10 protein-coding genes are annotated in these 18,137 nt (G+C 47.4%); 7 read left to right on the top strand and 3 right to left on the bottom strand.

Annotation, left to right across the window (positions count from 1 at the left end; all coding sequences use genetic code 11):
- Positions 1–307 precede the first annotated feature (307 nt).
- On the bottom strand, positions 308–2,833 hold the full coding sequence (locus KWJ01_RS13915; RefSeq protein WP_224997131.1) for an ABC transporter permease: 2,526 nt from the start codon (positions 2,831–2,833) through the stop codon (positions 308–310).
- 181 nt (positions 2,834–3,014) lie between these two features.
- A complete protein-coding gene (locus tag KWJ01_RS13920) occupies positions 3,015–3,719 on the bottom strand; it encodes an ABC transporter ATP-binding protein (protein ID WP_224997133.1) in 705 nt (234 codons plus the stop codon).
- Positions 3,720–3,925: 206 nt separating this feature from the next.
- On the opposite strand from KWJ01_RS13920, the gene KWJ01_RS13925 reads away from it, so the two are divergent.
- From KWJ01_RS13925 to KWJ01_RS13935, 3 genes are all read left to right on the top strand, one after another.
- On the top strand, positions 3,926–4,567 hold the full coding sequence (locus tag KWJ01_RS13925; protein WP_224997135.1) for an arylesterase: 642 nt from the start codon (positions 3,926–3,928) through the stop codon (positions 4,565–4,567).
- Positions 4,568–4,759: 192 nt separating this feature from the next.
- Positions 4,760–5,944: a nicotinate phosphoribosyltransferase gene (pncB, locus tag KWJ01_RS13930; RefSeq protein WP_224997137.1), complete on the top strand. Its 1,185-nt coding sequence runs from the start codon at positions 4,760–4,762 to the stop codon at positions 5,942–5,944.
- A 125-nt stretch (positions 5,945–6,069) separates the two neighbouring features.
- Positions 6,070–6,561, top strand: a complete 492-nt coding sequence (locus KWJ01_RS13935; protein WP_224997138.1) for a peroxiredoxin — start codon at positions 6,070–6,072, stop codon at positions 6,559–6,561.
- A 91-nt stretch (positions 6,562–6,652) separates the two neighbouring features.
- On the opposite strand, the gene KWJ01_RS13940 is transcribed toward KWJ01_RS13935, so the two are convergent.
- Positions 6,653–9,607, bottom strand: coding sequence for a triple tyrosine motif-containing protein (locus KWJ01_RS13940; RefSeq protein ID WP_224997139.1), 2,955 nt, complete (start codon positions 9,605–9,607; stop codon positions 6,653–6,655).
- A gap of 564 nt (positions 9,608–10,171) precedes the next feature.
- Between KWJ01_RS13940 and KWJ01_RS13945 the strand changes: the two genes are divergently transcribed.
- The 4 genes from KWJ01_RS13945 (at position 10,172) to KWJ01_RS13960 (ending at position 18,097) form a co-directional block, all read left to right on the top strand.
- Complete coding sequence (locus KWJ01_RS13945) at positions 10,172–13,123, top strand: TonB-dependent receptor (protein ID WP_224997140.1); 2,952 nt, start codon at positions 10,172–10,174, stop codon at positions 13,121–13,123.
- A 15-nt stretch (positions 13,124–13,138) separates the two neighbouring features.
- On the top strand, positions 13,139–14,629 hold the full coding sequence (locus tag KWJ01_RS13950; RefSeq protein WP_224997141.1) for a RagB/SusD family nutrient uptake outer membrane protein: 1,491 nt from the start codon (positions 13,139–13,141) through the stop codon (positions 14,627–14,629).
- A gap of 98 nt (positions 14,630–14,727) precedes the next feature.
- Entirely contained in the window at positions 14,728–16,464 is a 1,737-nt protein-coding gene (locus KWJ01_RS13955) for a SusE domain-containing protein (RefSeq protein ID WP_224997142.1), read from the top strand.
- A 178-nt stretch (positions 16,465–16,642) separates the two neighbouring features.
- Positions 16,643–18,097 (top strand): glycoside hydrolase family 30 beta sandwich domain-containing protein, encoded by a 1,455-nt coding sequence (locus tag KWJ01_RS13960; RefSeq protein ID WP_224997143.1) that lies wholly within the window; start codon positions 16,643–16,645, stop codon positions 18,095–18,097.
- Positions 18,098–18,137 lie beyond the last annotated feature (40 nt).

Consider the following 18,137-nt stretch of genomic DNA (forward strand, 5'->3'; position numbering starts at 1 on the left):
GCATGTGGACCATAACCAACTTCTTTGGCTATTTCTCCATATTCCTTGTTCTGGTTAATCTTGTACAGATAAAAGGCTCTTACTCTTGCCTGGGCTAAGGGATGAGTAAGCTTCCTGCTCCTCTGTAATAGCTCCTCTGCACTCTCATGAATCTCTACCTTCTTCACTCTTCCCATACCAGCTACAACATCCCCTCACTATTGAAGGTTCTTTGCACTATGTGGTATTATTTCGTTTGCTTTGGCTTTTGCACAGGGTAGACAGAGGCTAATAATTCATGTGCTTTAGCCTACCATCAGAAATTGGATCAGGCTTCTGTTCTTAGAATCTCCAGCGGGGGCTTGCTAAGTACACTGCGGCTGTTGGAGAGTCCTATAAGGATGGTAAGGCCTGTAATAACAGCATATGCTGCCAGCATGGGCCAAAGCGGGGGCGAAAAGGGGGTGTCAAAACTAAAATAAGCCAAGGCCCAGCTGCCCAGTAGTGAAATAACCACGCCGGTTAAAGCAGCCAGACTGCCCAGGAAGAAATACTCCTTCAGGTTAATGCTTAGGATCTGCCTGCGGCTTGCGCCAAGGGTGCGCAGCAGCACACTTTCTTTGATACGCTGGTATTTGCTGATGATCACTGATCCAATCAGTACCACCAGTCCGGTAACAATGCTGAAGAAAGCCATAAAACGGATCACAAAGGAAACTTTGCCAATCACCTCATCGACAGTTTGTAAAATGAGGTTGAGGTCGATAAGGGAAACATTTGGAAAACGCTGTACCACTGCCCGCTGAAAAGCAGCAGCCTGCTGCGCAGAATCCACCCGGGTGATAATTACATGAAACTTGGGCGCCCGCTCCAGAACCCCTTCGGGGAATACTACCAGGAAATTAGTTTGTACCCGCTGCCAGTCTATTTCACGTATGCTGCCAACCCAGGTATCCATAATGGCACCCTGTATATTAAATGTTACTTTATCGCCAACACCTACCTTCATGTCTTCGGCTATGTTTTGAGAAAGCGAAACAAAGATGCTATCTGAGGGTGAGGACACGCTGCCTTTCCAGCTGCCTTCGACGATTGTTTCAGAATCGATGAGTGAATCACGGTAGGTTACCCGGTATTCCCTGTTTAATACCCAGTTACGTACTCCGGAAGTAGTATCCTCCTTGATTTGGGTAGCGCTACGCCCGTTAATGCCATCCAGCCGCATTGTTACCACTGGTACCTCCTGGATGAGGGGCAGATCATATTGCCTGGTTAGTGAAGCCAGTTCTTCTACCTGATCATCCTGTATATCAAACAGCACCATATTCGGCTGATTTTCGCTGCCGGTAAGCTCAATCTTATCAAGCAGCAGGTTTTGTACAAAAAACAGAATGCAAATAAGGGCGGTGCCCAGGCCAATGGTGGTTACCAGTACACCTGTCTGGTTATTGGGGCGATACAGGTTGGCCAGGCTCTGTCGCCAGCTGTACGACCAAGCTACTGGAAAATATCGGCGCACCAGCCAGATCATTAACTGGGCAATGGCTGCCAGCACCAGGAAGGCAAGCAGAATGCCACCCGTAAAAGCCATTGCTTCTACAAACTCTCCCAGCTGCAGATAGGAGAAGGCGGCAACAAAGAGGATGATCAGTAAAAAAACAGCGTAGCGCAGCTTGTCTTTTTCAGGATGCTCGTATGAAGCACGCAGGGCGGTGAGAGGCGATACTTTGCGGATACCAAGCAGGGGGAGCAGGCCAAATAAAATAGCCACCACCACCCCAAGCAGAATTCCCTGTGTGATGGCAGGCCAGGAGAGTTTTACACTAACCTCTACAGCCAGAAAATCTGCAAATAGCAGGGGCAATCCAAATTGTAAAACAGTACCCAGGAGCGTGCCAAGTATTGAGCCCATCAGCCCCATGAGTATGATCTGTATCAGAAAAATGGCCAGTGCCCCATTACCGGTAACACCCAGGCAGCGCAATATTGCCACCGATACTACCTTATCTTTGATGTAGATATGTACTGAACTTGCTACCCCGATACAGCCAAGCAGCAGGGCTACAAAAGCCACCAGGTTCAAAAAGCCTGTTACATCTTTATAGGCACTGCCAATTTCCTCCTGCCGCTCTTCGGCAGTATCGAAACGAAGCTCTTCTTTTTCCAGCCGTGGCTCAATAGTGCTCTCTAAAAGGCTGGCGAAGCGGGCATCATCCTCAAACCTGTAGTAAAGCTTATAATTAATGCGGCTGCCTTTTTGCAGCAGACCGGTAGAGTCGAGGTATTGCAGGGGTATGAACACTGGCGGTGCTACAGAAGTGGCCACACCAGATTGTCCGGGTACTTTCAGTACACTGCCCCTGATGCCAAAGGTGAGGTTGCCAATTTTAACGGAGTCGCCGGGGGCTGCATCGTATTGCAGCAGTAGCGTTCTGTCTGCCAGGGCCTGTTGCCCATCCTGGTATTGCCCGGAAGCTTCCGCAGGACTGGTTTCGATGCGACCATAATAAGGATAATTACCACTGAGTGCCCTTACCTGTACCAGGCGTGAACCTCCATTCTTGGGGAAAAGCACCATGGAGGCAAAGCTGATTTCTTCAGAAGCCTCTGCGCCCAGTGAATCAAAAAACTGGCGCAGCTCCGGCGAAAAAGGCTGGCTGCTTTCCACTTCCAGGTCGGCTCCCAGTAACTTCTTGGCTTCTCCGTTTATCTCGTCCTGCAGGTTATTGCCAAACGAATTTATGGCTACCAATGCAGCAATACCCAGCACAATGCTGCTCATGAACAGCAGCAGGCGGGATCGGTTTCGGCGGCTGTCGCGCCAGGCCATTGTAAGTAACCAGGAGAAAGGCATGGGTTAATGTGCTAATTATATAAAGTGCTAATGTGACGGTTTGCCTGGGGGCGTAGTCGCTGTTACTAATTATTGATGTACCAGGCGGGGTGCTGCAGGTTGCATGGCTACGGTATGTGGAACGATGTTTTACTATCTTTATACCACATACGCCATGCCCAGTTCCAATTACAAAACTTTGCTACGGCCGTAGCTGCATGGAGCCGGTTTCAAAGCTGTCGTATGCAATTTTGCCCCCGCGGATCTGGATGATACGGCCTGTTTTTTCAGCCAGTTCCAGGTCGTGCGTTACCACCACCAGCGTAGTGCCGGCCTCACGGTTCAGCTCAAAGATCAGGTTTTCTATGTGGGCACCGGTATCCTCATCGAGGTTGCCGGTAGGTTCGTCGGCAAAAAGTATCTTTGGCTGGTTTGAAAAAGCCCGGGCAATGGATACCCGCTGCTGTTCGCCACCAGATAGCTGGGTAGGGTAGTGGTTACGGCGTTCTGCCAGACCTACCTTTTCCAGTAGCTCCATCGAACGTCTGGCTGCATTCTTTTCCCTGCGCAACTCCAGGGGTACCATCACGTTTTCAAGCGCGGTGAGGGTTGGCATCAGGTTAAAGCTTTGAAAAATAAAGCCTACATGCAGGTTGCGTACCTCGGCCCGCTGGTCTTCGCTGAGATTATCAAGGCGCACACCATTGAGGATAACCGAGCCCGAGCTGGCCCTGTCTAAACCCGCACACAGCCCAAGCAGTGTTGTTTTGCCACTGCCGGAAGGGCCAACAATAGCACAGGTATCACCGGCTGCAATGCTAAAGTTTACCCTGTCGAGCACGGTAAGAGAGCGTTCGCCGCTGCGGTAGGTTTTGCTTAAATCTTTAACTTCAAGAATAGAATTCATGTGCAGGAGCCCTCTTTAGTTTTTTTGAACAGTAAGGATTAGTACTTTTAACGGGCATCATAAACAACCATATAACGTTGTAGTTTTTAAATGTCGTAATGCAACAGCTTAAATCAATGAGATTTTTTTTAAATATTCTTTATCTATGCACCTGTATAAGCCTTCTCTGGGGCTGCAACTCAAAGCCTGAACAAAGCAGTGGGCCGGTGCGAACTGCAACAGAGGATGATGCAGGTGTGGCCACAGTTGAGCAGGAAGAGGAACAGGAAGAAGAAAGAGTGATTCTGTTTTATGGCAACAGCCTAACGGCAGGCTATGGTTTAGATGATCCTTCGGATGCATTTCCGGGTCTTATCCAGGAAAAGCTGGATTCCCTGGGCTATAATTATAAGGTTGTAAATGCCGGCCTTAGTGGTGAAACAACCTCGGGCGGACTGCGCCGGATTGATTGGGTGCTTGAACGCCAGAAGGTAGATATATTTGTGCTGGAGCTAGGTGCCAATGACGGCCTCAGGGGCCAGGATCAGGACCAGATCAGGAATAACCTGGAAGAAATGATTGATAAGGTAAGAAAAGCTTATCCGGAAGCCAGAATAATACTGGCGGGCATGATGGTGCCGCCCAGCCTGGGGCAGACCTACAGTACCAACTTTCAGAAAATATTCCCCGAGGTAGCAAAAGAGAAAGATGTAGAACTGATTCCTTTCCTGCTGCAGGATGTTGCCGGAGAGCGGGAACTGAACCAGGGAGATGGCATCCACCCCACTGAAGAAGGTCAGAAAATCCTTGCCAGAAATGTGTGGGATGTACTGGAAGATGTAATTAAAGAACAAAGGCAGGGTTCTTAAGTGTTGAATGTATCTATATAGCATGAGTACTAGGCGGCCCAGCGGCCACCAGGCCGGCGGAGGAATTAAGTTCTATCCGGATAGACGTTCCTTATCAAATACTTCTCACCCTCAGGTTGCCACATCCCAGACCTCATAAAGCATTAGCCGGTATCTGATAACCTCATACCCGATAACCCTTACCCAAAGACTATGTCTCAGCAAACTACACCCCGCCTGCCATCATTGCTTGATAATGATTTTTACAAATTCACCATGCAGCATGGGGTGGTAAAGCTTTTTCCAAGGGCTAAAGCCCGTTATCAGTTTATCAACCGGGGCAAACACCGCTTTCCTGCAGGCTTTGGCGATGCCCTAAGAAAGGCGGTAGATGCCATGGGGGCGCTAAGCCTTAGCCTGGAAGAAAAGCGCTGGCTGGCCACTACCTGCCCTTACCTGGATCCTACCTACCTGGATTTTCTGCAGGGTTTCTGCTACGATCCGGGGGAAGTTACAATAGCGCAGAAAGGTGAGGAACTGAGTGTGGAGGTAGAGGGCTACTGGTACCGCACAATTTTATGGGAAGTGCCACTGATGGCTCTTATATCTGAACTGTACTACACCCAAAACGGGCTGGAGCGGGTAAATAATGAGGAGGTTACCCGTATCAGCAGGGAGAAAATAGAGAAATACCGGGCACTGGATGTTAAAATAGCAGAGTTTGGCACCCGCCGCAGGCACTCCTACGAAGTACACCAGGTAGTGGTAGAGGCGCTGAAAAAGTACGGGAGCGGCACATTTGTAGGCACCAGCAATGTACACCTGGCACGCATTAATGGGGTAAAGCCTATTGGAACCCATGCCCATGAGTGGTTTATGTTCCATGCTGCCCGTTATGGTTTTAAGATGGCCAATGTGCTGGGGCTGCAGCATTGGGTAGACGTTTACCGAGGCGATTTGGGTATTGCCCTTTCAGATACTTACACCACCAATGTGTTCCTGCAGCAGTTCGATAAAATGTTCTCCAAATTGTTTGATGGTGTTCGGCACGACAGCAGCGATCCGGTAGCATTTGCCGAACAAACCATTGGTCATTACAGGCGTCTGGGCATTGACCCCCTGTCAAAAACAATCATTTTTTCGGATGCGCTTAATTACGATAAAGTAGCCCGCATTGCTGAATACTGCCGGGACAAGATTGGCTTTTCTTTTGGCATAGGCACCAACTTTACCAATGATGTAGGGCTGCAAGCCATGAACATGGTAATTAAAATGACAGAAACCCAGCCCGAGGGAGATCAGTGGATACCTGTTGTAAAATTATCTGATGAAAGGGGTAAATATACCGGTCAGCCTGAAATGATCGAACTGGCTAAAAAACTGCTGCAGATCGATTAGCTCACTAAGCTGTTAAAAGGCAACAGATTAAGCTAAGTATCATTTTTACCTATTCTAGCATCATTATATTCTATTTGAGCGGTAGCCCTGGGGCGCATAGATTTGCTCCTCTAACTACTCCTCATATGCAAATCAAACTACATACAAAAGCCCCTAATTTTACAGCTGCCTCTACGGCTGGCAGCACTTTTGAGCTGGACAGGGATGCTGCAGGCCAGCCCCTGGTCCTGTACTTTTACCCTAAAGATTTTACTCCGGTTTGCACACTGGAGGCCTGTGAATTTAAAAGCACCTTTGATTTCTTCAGAAACCTTAACATAAAGGTATTGGGGGTGAGCAAAGACAGCATAGAAACGCACCTAAAGTTCAAGGAAGCCTATGAACTGCCCTACGACCTCCTGGCAGATCCCGAGGGAGAGGTGGCAAGTTTATACGATGCGTATATGCCCATGATCAAATTCACAAAGCGGGTAACTTACCTGCTGAATGAAAAACATGAAGTTGTTTATATCAGCAACAACATATTTGAAGATAAAAAAGGGATAGAAGACATGATAACTTCCCTGAAAGCTCATTCTCTCCAAAATACAAGCCGACAAAAGCTTGCGTTCTCCTGATTCAGGCCATACAGTCTTATTGTTCAATATTTTTTAAACTTAGCCTATATTATAAAAGCCCCGTCGGTTGCGGGGCTTTTCTTTTATAAAGCTAGGATTGTAGTTCCTTAGCCTCCTCCTCCTGCTCGCTGGAAGGGGATAGGCTTTCGAGGTACTCCACCAGGTTATGCTCATGCTCAAGGTTCAGCTTTTTCCTGATGCGGTAACGTGCTGTTTCAACACCCCTGACAGAAATATTCAGCAGGGGGGAGATTTCTTTATTGCTAAGGTTCATTTTTACAAAAGCACATAAGCGCAGCTCCCGCTGGTTAAGATCGGGATAGAGTTCCTTTAGCTTTGTGAAGAAATCGTGATGCACCTTTTCAAAGTTGGTTTCAAATACCTGCAGGTGCTCTTCGTCGGAGAGGTGATCGCCTACTTTCTTCACAATTTCACGGAGCTTAGTGCGTGATGTATCATTCTTAGAGATCTCCCGTAATGCCTTCAGGTCCTGAAGCAGATCTGAGATCACCTCACGCTTTTTAACCAGCAGCATGGTGTAATTTGCCAGCTCTTTACTTTTGTAAATAACATCTTCTTCCAGTTGTTCTTTCTCCTGGAGCATGCGTTCCTGCTCTGCTTGCAGCTTCATCTGCTGCAGTTCCAGCTCCAGTAGTTTGCGGGCCTTTTGTTCTTCGTGCCGTGTTTTATCATTCTCATAGGCTATTTTACGGCCTATCAGGTATACCAGCAATACTATAAACAGTGCGGTAAGTACTAAGTAAAGACCCCATGCCCAGGGGGTGTTGTACCAGATGGGCTGCACTTCAAAATAGTAAACACTTTCTTTGCCATTAACCCCCAGCAGACTTCTGCTCCTTACTTTAAAGGTGTAGCGGCCAGGCCGCAGGTGGGTGTATTCTTTATAAGGAGTGCTTTTCCAGGCCGACCAGTCTGACTCTACATTCTCCAGCAGGTAGCTGTACTGCACGTTGGAGTTATTCTGCATATTTGGTGCTGAAAATTCAAAGCGGATGGTGCTGGTGTTGTGCGGCAACGCTACCCAGTTGTTAACTTCTGCCTTAACGGGGAGTCCTAACTCTTCCTGGTTTATTGTATACCGCACGCTGCTGATATGTGTCAGCACCTCCTGTTTGTTCTGCTTATTGGAAAAATCAAAAAGGTACAGACCAATGTTGGTACCAAAAAGCACGCGCTGCTCATCCAGGGGCACAATGCATTCCATGCCCCGGTTAAAACTGCCTTTAAACTGCAGAAAGAGCTCTTTTTCTATTGAAGATTTGCCTTTTTCGCTGATAAAGTAACCGGCCTCATCATCCTGCACAAACCAGGTTCTGTCCCTGAACTGGAGTAGCTTTCGGGTATTCACATTTTTATCCAGTATGCTGTTTAGCGCTGCGTAGGGTACAAACTGGTTGTTCTGCAGGTCGTAGCTGTAAATGCCACCATTGGTGGTAAAAACAACATCGCCTTCCCAGCGGAATACATTCACATTAAAAGGGGAGGGGAGGCCATTCTGGGTAGTAAAATGCTCCATGGAAGTAACACGGCTTAGGTCAGCATCAAGCTTTATGCGGAAAACCCCTTTATAGCCATGGCAAACCCAGTAGGTGCCGGGTGATTCGGCGGCCAGTATATCCCTGCAGGATTCGTTAAACCCGCTGATCTTGCGCAGCACCTGCCATTTTCCTTCTGGATTCTTATCCAGCAGGTAGAGTCCGTTATAGCTGCAGGCCAGGTATTGGCTGGTACTACCGGCCACCGGTATCACCTTCCAGATTCCCTCAATACTGCCAATTTTGCTGCTTTCCCTTTCATTCAGCACAAACAGCCCATGGTCGTGTGCTCCTATTACCTCGCCATCTACCAGCTGTAAAGACCAGGCCTGGCCCTCTGTTCCCTTTATTTTCTCAAAGCTCAGACTGGAGATCTCAGGGTTATGTTTGCTAAGAGGCGTATAAAAAATACCCTGGTTGGTAGCCAGGTACATTTTATTCTGCTGCACCAGCACATCGTAGATAGAAGCATTATCAAAGAGCGTGCTTACAGGAGAATTGAAATCTATATAGTCAAGGCCGTTGTTAAGCAGCGCCCAGATGTTTCCTTTACTGGTCTGGTAGAGGTTAAGTACGGTTTTGTCCTGTATCCGCTGAAAATTCTGCTCATCCTTGTATACATAGCCATCTTCGTTCATGGCAATGATTCTGGAGCTAAGAGTACCCAGGTAGTACTGCCCGTTTGCCGACTTTATGGCATTGATCACCTGGTCCTGGGAAGTATCCTGAAAAATATCTTTCCACAGTTCTGCCTGGCCGCTACGCTGGTTGAGCAGGTAAATTTTACCTGAATTGGCAAAGGCCACCAGTTGGTTGGCTTCTTTGCCAGGCAGCAGGGCAACCACGTACTCATGGTGCAGCGCCTCAGCTGAAAAAGCATTTGAGAACTGTAGCTTTTCTACATCCAGCCGCAGCAGGCCCAGTTCTTTATCATGCACATAAAGCTGATCGTTAACAGTATATGAACGCTGAAAGGAGCTGGTGGAGGGCAACGCTGTAACATTTTTACCCCTGATGGCAATCAGCTTATTAAAGCTTCTGAAAATAACAGCCCCCTTCAGTGCATGTACCTGCCAGAGGTTTTCAAGGTCTTTATCCTGAAACTTCAGGCTATCCAGCAGCGAAGCATAATAGTATTGTCCCTGTGCATCCTGCCTGATCAGCCCCATTTCGTTGTAGCCGCCGGCATAAACATTACCGGCACCGTCAGTAGTGAGGCTACGTACAGCAGAATTGTTAGGCAGGTACACTTTATGCCAGCGTTCTCCATCAAAAACCAGGGCACCATCGTTGTTGCCAAAATACAGAACTCCACTGGCATCTTCACACACCGACCAGAACTGTGGATCGGCATTGAAATCCTGACGCTGATAGTGCGTAATGCCCGGTACACCATACACAGGAGCAGGGCTATTTGTTTGCTCCTGCTGTGCAGCAAGATGCAGGCTGAACAACAAACAGAGGCAAAGAACCAGCAACTTATTTCGCATGGGAAAAGAGCTAAGCGCTTGTAATATATTGATATACAGTTTGTACAAAATTTTGAAAGATGTTGCTTGGAGTAGCTTTTTTTAATCTACCACTGAAGGTAATCTTTTTAAACTAAAATACTTCAGCCTTTCCGTAATAGCTTGTTGTGGTACAGAAAAGTGTGTGCAAAAATAGCTAATAAACTCTTTATTTTCAATGATTTAAAATATTTGACGTAGTGTTGACGTAGTAAGCCCGGAGAAGGGTGTAACAGAGGTGTAGCAGTAAAATTGGATTAGTTTTCCCGTGGGCCTAGCTTGTGTAAAAATTCAGGACCGGGAAACTTCCGGAATTGAATACCTCTCTTTCTTAAAATATTAAAAAAGGATTCTATCAAGATTTGTCTTATGAAAAAAACAAGAACAAATTTTTCTACAGGCACTAAAACCATAATTAATCAGATGCAATTCAGAAAACGATTGCATTAAAAGCAGATAAAATAGCATAAGGTCTTTGCGGCCCAGCGCTATGTATACTTTCTATTAAGAAATGTTAAAACCAACCAAGTACTAAACCATAAAAGTATGAGAATCAGACTTTACTCATGCCTCTGGCTCCTGCTACTATCGCACTGGGGCCTTGCGCAAACAGGTACTATAACAGGGGTAGTTACAGATGCCCAAAATTCTGAAACTATTCCAGGCGTTAACGTACGTGTTAAAAACACCACAAGAGGTGCTGTTACAGATCTGGATGGCCGCTATCAGCTGCAGGCATCTTCTAACGATACACTTATATTTTCTTTTATAGGTTACCTGTCTGAGGAAATAAAGGTGGGCAACAGAACTACAATTGATGTATCACTAAGCCCAAACATTGAAACCCTTAGTGAAATAGTAGTAGTAGGCTACGGTACCCAGGAGAAAAAAGACATCACCGGTTCTGTGTCTACTGTTGGCAGCGAAGAATTTGCATCCCGCCCCAATGTACAGGTGGCCTCTCTGTTACAGGGTAAGGCAGCCGGTGTGCAGGTAATGTCGTCGTCTGGTAAGCCTGGTGCAGGCCTTAACATCAGGATCAGGGGTACCAACTCCATTAACGCTGGCAGCGGCCCGCTATATGTAGTAGATGGAGTGCCTACCAGCGACACCCGTTCCTTAAACCCTGCAGATATTGAAAGCATCTCTGTACTGAAAGATGCTTCATCTGCTGCCATCTATGGAGCACAGGGTGCGAATGGTGTTGTGCTGATTACGACTAAAAGAGGTACTGAAGAAAAACCACGCTTTGAGTTTTCTGCTTACAGGGGCTATTCAACTGTATGGAATACGTTGAAGGTGCTCAACTCAGAGCAGTACAGAGACCTGATGACGGAATTAGGTCGTAACACAAACTGGGACCTGTATACAGCTAATACTGACTGGCAGAAGGAAGTGTTCCAGCCGGGAACTTCACAGAACTACCAGCTTTCTTTAACTGGTAAAAGCAACAAAACGGCTTATTACCTTTCCGGTGGCTGGACGCAGCAGGAAGGTGCCGTGCGCAGTTCCGAAATGGAGCGCTACAGCTTTAAAGTAAACCTCGATCAGGAGGTGAACAGCTGGCTTAACCTGGGTACCAGGATTGGCCTCACAAATTACAAGGATGTAGACGTAAGTGATAATGCTGCCATCAACCAGGGTGGTGTTATACTGGGTGTGCTTTCAACACCTTCGGTAATTGGCATCTATAATCCCGATGGTACTTTTACCAGTAACCCTTTCCAGAACTGGGAAAACCCAATTTCCAGCACTGATGGTTCTGTTCGCGGATATAAAAACAACCGCCTGTTGGGTAATGTTTTTGCCGAAATCACCCTCCTGGAAGGACTGAAGTTCAGGTCTAACCTTGGTGTTGACTACAGCATGGCAAGTTCTGACTACTTCCTTGATCCATTCCGCACCAGCTATGGCCGTGCAATGAGTGGCATTGGCAGGTATGAATCATGGGAAACCAACTACTACATCTGGGATAATACCTTAAGCTACGAAAAGAATATTGGTGAGCATAATTTTAGTGTAATGGCGGGTACAGTGGCGCAGAAATACCGTTGGGAAAATGCCTCACTGGAGAGAAGAAACTTTGCCAGCGACCAGATTGTGACACCTAATGGTGGTGCAGAGTTATTTGCAGCCACTGCTGATAATTCTGAAAGAACAAACGCCTCGGTTATTGGACGTGTTAACTACGATTATGCAGACAAATATTTGGTTACTGCTAACTTCCGTACAGATGGTTCCAGCAACTTTGGTAGTGGTAAACGCTGGGGTTACTTCCCTTCTTTCTCACTGGGCTGGAGAATTTCTGAAGAAGGTTTTCTGCGGGACATCAGTGCACTAACAGATCTGAAGATCAGGGCTGGCTGGGGTATTGTAGGCAATGATGCGATTGGAACATATGGTTACATCGGACGTGTAGGCAGCGGTGGTAACTATCCCATTGGTGGTGTTGTAATGCCCGGAACATATCCTGCATCTATCGAAAACAGAGACCTGAAGTGGGAAGGATCTCAGCAGACTAACATAGGTATTGATCTTTCTGTGCTGAACAACAGGATTATTTTCACTGCAGATGCGTACCTGAAAAGAATCAATGACCTGCTGCTTGATGCGCCACTGCCACGTTCAACAGGCTTTAACAGTGCAAGACAGAATATTGGACAGTTGGAAAACAAAGGTCTTGAGTTTATGCTGACAACCAAGAACTTAGTGGATGAGCTGCGCTGGGAAACTGACTTTAACATCAGCTTTAACCGGAATAAAGTAACTGATTTAGTAGGACAGGAGCAGTTTTCCGGAAATGTTGCTGGCAGGGGTGAGGTGAGCCTGGTGCGTGAAGGTTTGCCGCTTGGTACCTTCTATGGTTATGTAATGGGTGGTGTAGATCCTGCCACCGGAGACGTATACTATATTACCAAAGATGGTGAAAGCACTTTTGAACCAACTGCCGAAGATCGTACCGTCATTGGCAATGCCAATCCGGACTTCTTCTATGGTATGACAAACAACTTCTCCTACAAAGGTTTTGGCCTTAGCATTTTCCTGCAGGGATCACAGGGTAACGACATTTTCAATGCTACCCGTGTAGAAACTGAAGGCATGCTGGATCCTAAAAACCAGACCATTGCAGTATTAAACCGCTGGAGACAGCCAGGTGATGTAACCGATATTCCAAGAGCCGTTTGGGGCAGTACAGACAACTCACTTGCCTCTACCCGTTTTGTAGAAGATGGTTCTTATCTGCGTGTAAAAGCAGCGACGCTTAGCTACGATCTGCCAACATCGCTGATCAGCCGTGCAAAACTGGGTAGTGTAAGGATTTATGCAACAGGCGAAAACCTGCTGACCTTTACCAGCTACTCTGGCTTCGATCCTGAAGTAAACGCATTTGCAGGTAATAGCAACAATGATACCCAAAAGAACACCGCGCTGGGTATTGACTTTGGCACCTATCCGCAGACCAGAAATATCATCTTCGGATTAAATGTATCATTCTAATTGTCACAGATCATTATGAAATCCAAACATATAATCCTATATGCACTAGGCCTATCGCTGGCTATAGGTGGTACTTCCTGCGAAGATTACCTTGACATTAACCCAATTTCTGATGAAACCATAGACAATGCCTATGTAACGGGCTCTCAGCTGGAGGCTGCCCTTACCGGGGTTTATGAATCGTTTCAGTCGTCAGACTACTATGTGTGGGATAACGTGCTGTTCCAGGATGTAATGGCCGACAACTACTACGCCGGAGGCGACAACCCCGAGATCTTTGCAATCGATGCGGTAGAGGTTACTCCAACCAACAGCCGTGTATTTGGCGCCTGGTCTTCCATTTACAATGCAATCTCCAAAGCTAACCTGGTGCTGGAGCGGGTTCCACTGCTGCAGGATCCAACCTTAAGCGAAGAGCGCAGAGCACAGATGTTGGGAGAAGCTGCATTTCTGCGTGCTTACCACTATTACAACCTGGTGAAAATGTGGGGTGGTGTTCCGCTGGTGCTGGAAACAGTAAAATCTGCCGATCCTGCAGCGGTACGTTTACCGCGGGCCACTGCAGAAGCGGTATATACGCAAATTATTGCTGACCTGGAGTTTGCGCTGGATAACCGCCTGCCGGATACTTACGGTAGCGATGCCAGTGTGAATAAAGCCCGTGCTACAAAAGGGGCAGCCAATGCGTTGCTGGCACATGTTTACGCGCAAAAGCCAAACCCTGATTATAACAAAGTACTGCAGTATGCAAATGCTGTAATCAACAGTCCTGCCGGCTATAGCTTGCTGCAGGATTACCGTCACCTTTTCGATGGTGCTCATTTCAATAATGATGAGTCAATCATGGAGGTGCAGTTCCTGGGTGCTAACGAAGGTAACTGGGCACCACAAATGCACCTGCCACCTTCCATCAGCGGCGATACCTGGAGAAAATTTGTGGTGCCTTCTCACGACCTGGTAAATGCTTTCGATAGCGAAGGTGATGAGATCCGCAAAGACGCCAGCATCCTGTTCGAATCAGCACCCTGGGTAGATGAGTTCTGGGGCAACGCCACTAACAGCGAAATTCCTTTTGCCTACAAGTGGAAGAATGCCATGGGTTGGGCAAGCACCGACCGTCAGTATATCTTCCGGCTGGGTGATATCATCCTGCTGAAGGCAGAAGCCCTGAACGAGCTGAACCGCCCGACAGAAGCTGCTGCAGAAGTAAATACTATTAGAGCCAGGGTAGACCTGCCTGCAGTGTCTGATGCTACTGCTGCCTCGCAGGAGGCTATGCGTGAAGTAATTCTGAAAGAGCGCCGACTGGAACTGGCCCAGGAAGCACAGCGCTGGGACGACCTGCGCCGCTATGGGGTAGCCATTGAGGTGATGAACAGCCTGAATGAAATTGACCTGCGTAATGGGCAGAGAGTAAACTACAATGTAACGCAAAGCGATTTGTTGCTGCCAATTCCGCAGCAGGAGATCAACAGAAATCCTAACCTGGAGCAAAATCCTTTATAATTCAGCAGTGGCAGCAGGCTGGTTAAGAAAACTCATGCCTGCTGCCTAACTGCTACCGATGAGCTCAAAACAGAAACAAATACGCTAATTACAACAGTATGAAAAAGTTACATCTATATACATATCTGCTGATCATGCTAGCTGTAGTGTGGTCGTGTGAAGAAAAAGATAACCTCGATCCAATTGGTAACTGGGAACTGAGCACCCCTGCAATCATTTCACCAGCAGATAATACCACCATCGTTCTGGATGAAACAGTACCCACTACGCCTGTGCGCTTTGAGTGGGGACCTGCAGAATCCAGCAAAGGATACGGTGTTAAGTATTTCTTTGTACTTGACTCTGCCAACAGTGAAGATTTCAGCACGCCTATTATGCGTGTAGCCTCTGCCGATAATGGTAAAGGCCTTTTTGTAACCCCAACGGCCCGCCAGATAGACCAGGCACTTTCCATGGCCGGTTATGAGGCAGGTACCACCATTAACCTGAAATGGGGTGTAATTGCACAGTCGCTAAGCAAGGAAGCTGTAGTATCGCAGCCCATTGCCATCACTCGCTTCCTTACAGAGTCGGCCCCGCTTACACTCTATATTTCAGGCGCAGCTACTGAGAAAGGTGCAGATGTTACACAGGCCATTGCCATGAAGGCATTTAAAGATGCTGATGGTAACCCAGCTAACATATTCGAGATCTACACCTCGCTGAAAGCAGGAGAGGGCTTTAAGTTCTACAGCCAGCCAGCTGCGCAATCTATGGTATATGGTGGTGCTAACGGCCAGCTGGTGAAAAATGGCGAGGCAATTACTGCAACAGAAGCAGGCCAGTACCGCATAACGGTTAACTTCGAAAATAATACTTATAACCTCCTGAAAATTGACAAATGGAGTGTGGTAGGTGATATTATTGAAGGTGGCTGGGGAGGCGATGCCCCGCTGCAGTACAAAGGCAACAGTGTATGGCAGGGTAGTATTAACGTGGTGAAGCCTGCAGGTTACGTATTCCGTGCCAATGGCGATTGGGCTTACCTGCTGAAATGGATTGAAGGTTCCAGCAATGAACTGGTTATGGAATCGCAGGCTGCCGCCCAGGGAATTGAGTTTGATGATATTCAGTTTACAGAAGAAGCAGGTAAATACCTGTTTACACTTAACCTTGCTGCTGGTAAATACACCTACACCATAGAGGAAGATAACAGCACTGAAGAACCAGCCGAAACACCCGAAACACTGTTCCTGCTATCTGATGGCGCTGTTGTGGCAGAGCTTAACAAAAACGGCGACAGCTTTACCACTGCAAATTTCCTGGCACTGGAGGCATCTAAAACCTATAGCCTGAATACAGCAGAAGATGGCTCCGGAGACTCCTATACTTTAGAGACGCCTATAGGTGAAACAGGTAATACCGGAGGAGATGCGGTAACTGGAAACGCGGTACTGCTGAGTGGTAATGACGCTATCAGCGTAGCACGCGACCAGGCTTACCAGCTTACTTTTAATTTTGCAGATGGCAGCCTTGCCTGGAAGCACTATAACATAAAACTGTTCCATTGGGAAGATGCGGATGGTGGCTGGGATACTCGTAATGAATTCCTGATGACTTACGTGCATCCTTATAAGTATGAGGTAACTACTGATCTTAGTGCAAACTATGCAATGAAGTTCAACTCTCCCTGGGATGTTGAGATGGGAGCTGATGATCCTGCTGCTTTAACTGGTACCATGACCAATAAAGGAGGATCTAACTTCAAGAATATCACAGAATCTGGTAACTACAAGGTAACCATAGAAGTAGCACCTGATTACGCTACTGGTACCTATACGTTCGTGAAACAATAAGTTGATTTGGTTTAGTGTAGCAAACTGTCGGTACCCCCTGCTGCTATGGCAGGGGGCCGGGAGTTTATTTGCAGACTTAACCCTTACGCATTGTTAAAAACAGCTGATGACCAGGAGTTTGAGGTGACATTGTTCCTCGAGAACCCTCTCGTCAGCACTACCTTTAGATTTACAACCTATGATACGCAACAATAAATTTTCATTTTTACACCTTGGCCTGCTGTGTGCTGCACTTAGCATGGGCGTTAGCTGTCAGGAAAATGGTGTAGGGGATACCAACAACCCGGGTCCACCAAGAACTTCAGATGTGCAGGTTTGGCTTAGCACACCAGATAAGTCGGCCCTGTTTGAAAAACAGGAAAATAACCCCGGCTTTGCCACCACTAATTCTACACATCCGCTTATTGAGATAGATACCAACCAGACCTACCAGGGTATAGATGGTTTTGGGTATACACTTACCGGCGGCAGTGCCATGCACCTGAACCGCATGAGTGCAGCTGCCCGTGGCGCCCTGCTGCAGGAACTGTTTGCCACTACCGATAACAACATTGGTGTTAGTTATTTAAGAGTAAGCGTGGGCGCATCAGACCTGGACGAAAGGCCTTTCTCTTACAACGATCTGCCAGCTGGCGAAACTGATCCTACCCTTGCACATTTTAGCCTGGATCCGGATCGTGAAAACCTGCTTCCCGTGCTGAAGGAAATCCTTGCCATCAACCCTGAAATCAAGATTATGGGATCGCCCTGGTCGCCCCCGGCCTGGATGAAAACCAACAACGATACCCGTGGTGGCAGCCTTAAACCAGAATATTACGATGTATATGCCCAGTACCTGGTGAAATACATTCAGGGTATGGCAGCAGAGGGTATTCGCATAGATGCACTTACCGTGCAGAACGAGCCACTGCACCCTGGCAATAACCCAAGCCTGCTGATGCTGCCTGAAGAACAGGCCGTCTTTATCAAAAACCACCTGGGGCCAGCTTTCAGGGCCGCTAACATCGACACCAAAATTGTGATTTACGATCACAATGCCGACAGGCCGGATTATCCTATTACAGTGCTGAACGATCCTGAAGCAAAGCAATATATAGACGGTTCTGCATTTCACCTCTATGGCGGCAGCATCGATGCCCTCTCGCAGGTGCACAATGCGCACCCCGATAAGAACATCTATTTTACAGAGCAGTGGATTGGCGCTCCCGGCAACTTCCCTCAGGACCTAGCCTGGCATACCCGTGAGCTGATCATTGGTGCTACCCGTAACTGGAGTCGTACCGTGCTGGAGTGGAACCTTTCATCAGACCCTAACCTGCAGCCCCACACCGATAGGGGTGGTTGCGACCAGTGCCTGGGTGCTGTTACCATTGCCGGTAATAATGTTACACGCAACCCGGCTTATTATATCATAGCCCATGCGTCTAAATTTGTAAGGCCTGGTTCGGTAAGGATAGCCTCTAATATGCTCAATAACTTACCAAACGTGGCATTTAAGGCACCAAACGGACAAAAAGTGCTGATTGTGCTGAACAACAGCGGAACACAGCAGTCTTTCAACATCCAAACCGGCGATAAGGTGGTAACAACTTCCTTAACAGGTGGCGCAGTTGGAACCTATGTTTGGGAGTAGTTCAGGAGATTTCCTGAATTAATGATAAATATCAATGGTT

This window comes from Cesiribacter sp. SM1, from assembly GCF_020178975.1.
Classification (GTDB): domain Bacteria; phylum Bacteroidota; class Bacteroidia; order Cytophagales; family Cyclobacteriaceae; genus Cesiribacter.

Excerpts from the sequence above, each read along its gene's own strand:
- KWJ01_RS13915 (WP_224997131.1), bottom strand. The coding sequence starts at position 2,833 with ATGCCTTTCTCCTGGTTACTTACAATGGCCTGGCGCGACAGCCGCCGA.
- KWJ01_RS13920 (WP_224997133.1), bottom strand. The coding sequence starts at position 3,719 with ATGAATTCTATTCTTGAAGTTAAAGATTTAAGCAAAACCTACCGCAGC.
- pncB (WP_224997137.1), top strand. The coding sequence starts at position 4,760 with ATGTCTCAGCAAACTACACCCCGCCTGCCATCATTGCTTGATAATGAT.
- KWJ01_RS13935 (WP_224997138.1), top strand. The coding sequence starts at position 6,070 with ATGCAAATCAAACTACATACAAAAGCCCCTAATTTTACAGCTGCCTCT.
- KWJ01_RS13940 (WP_224997139.1), bottom strand. The coding sequence starts at position 9,607 with ATGCGAAATAAGTTGCTGGTTCTTTGCCTCTGTTTGTTGTTCAGCCTG.
- KWJ01_RS13945 (WP_224997140.1), top strand. The coding sequence starts at position 10,172 with ATGAGAATCAGACTTTACTCATGCCTCTGGCTCCTGCTACTATCGCAC.
- KWJ01_RS13950 (WP_224997141.1), top strand. The coding sequence starts at position 13,139 with ATGAAATCCAAACATATAATCCTATATGCACTAGGCCTATCGCTGGCT.
- KWJ01_RS13955 (WP_224997142.1), top strand. The coding sequence starts at position 14,728 with ATGAAAAAGTTACATCTATATACATATCTGCTGATCATGCTAGCTGTA.
- KWJ01_RS13960 (WP_224997143.1), top strand. The coding sequence starts at position 16,643 with ATGATACGCAACAATAAATTTTCATTTTTACACCTTGGCCTGCTGTGT.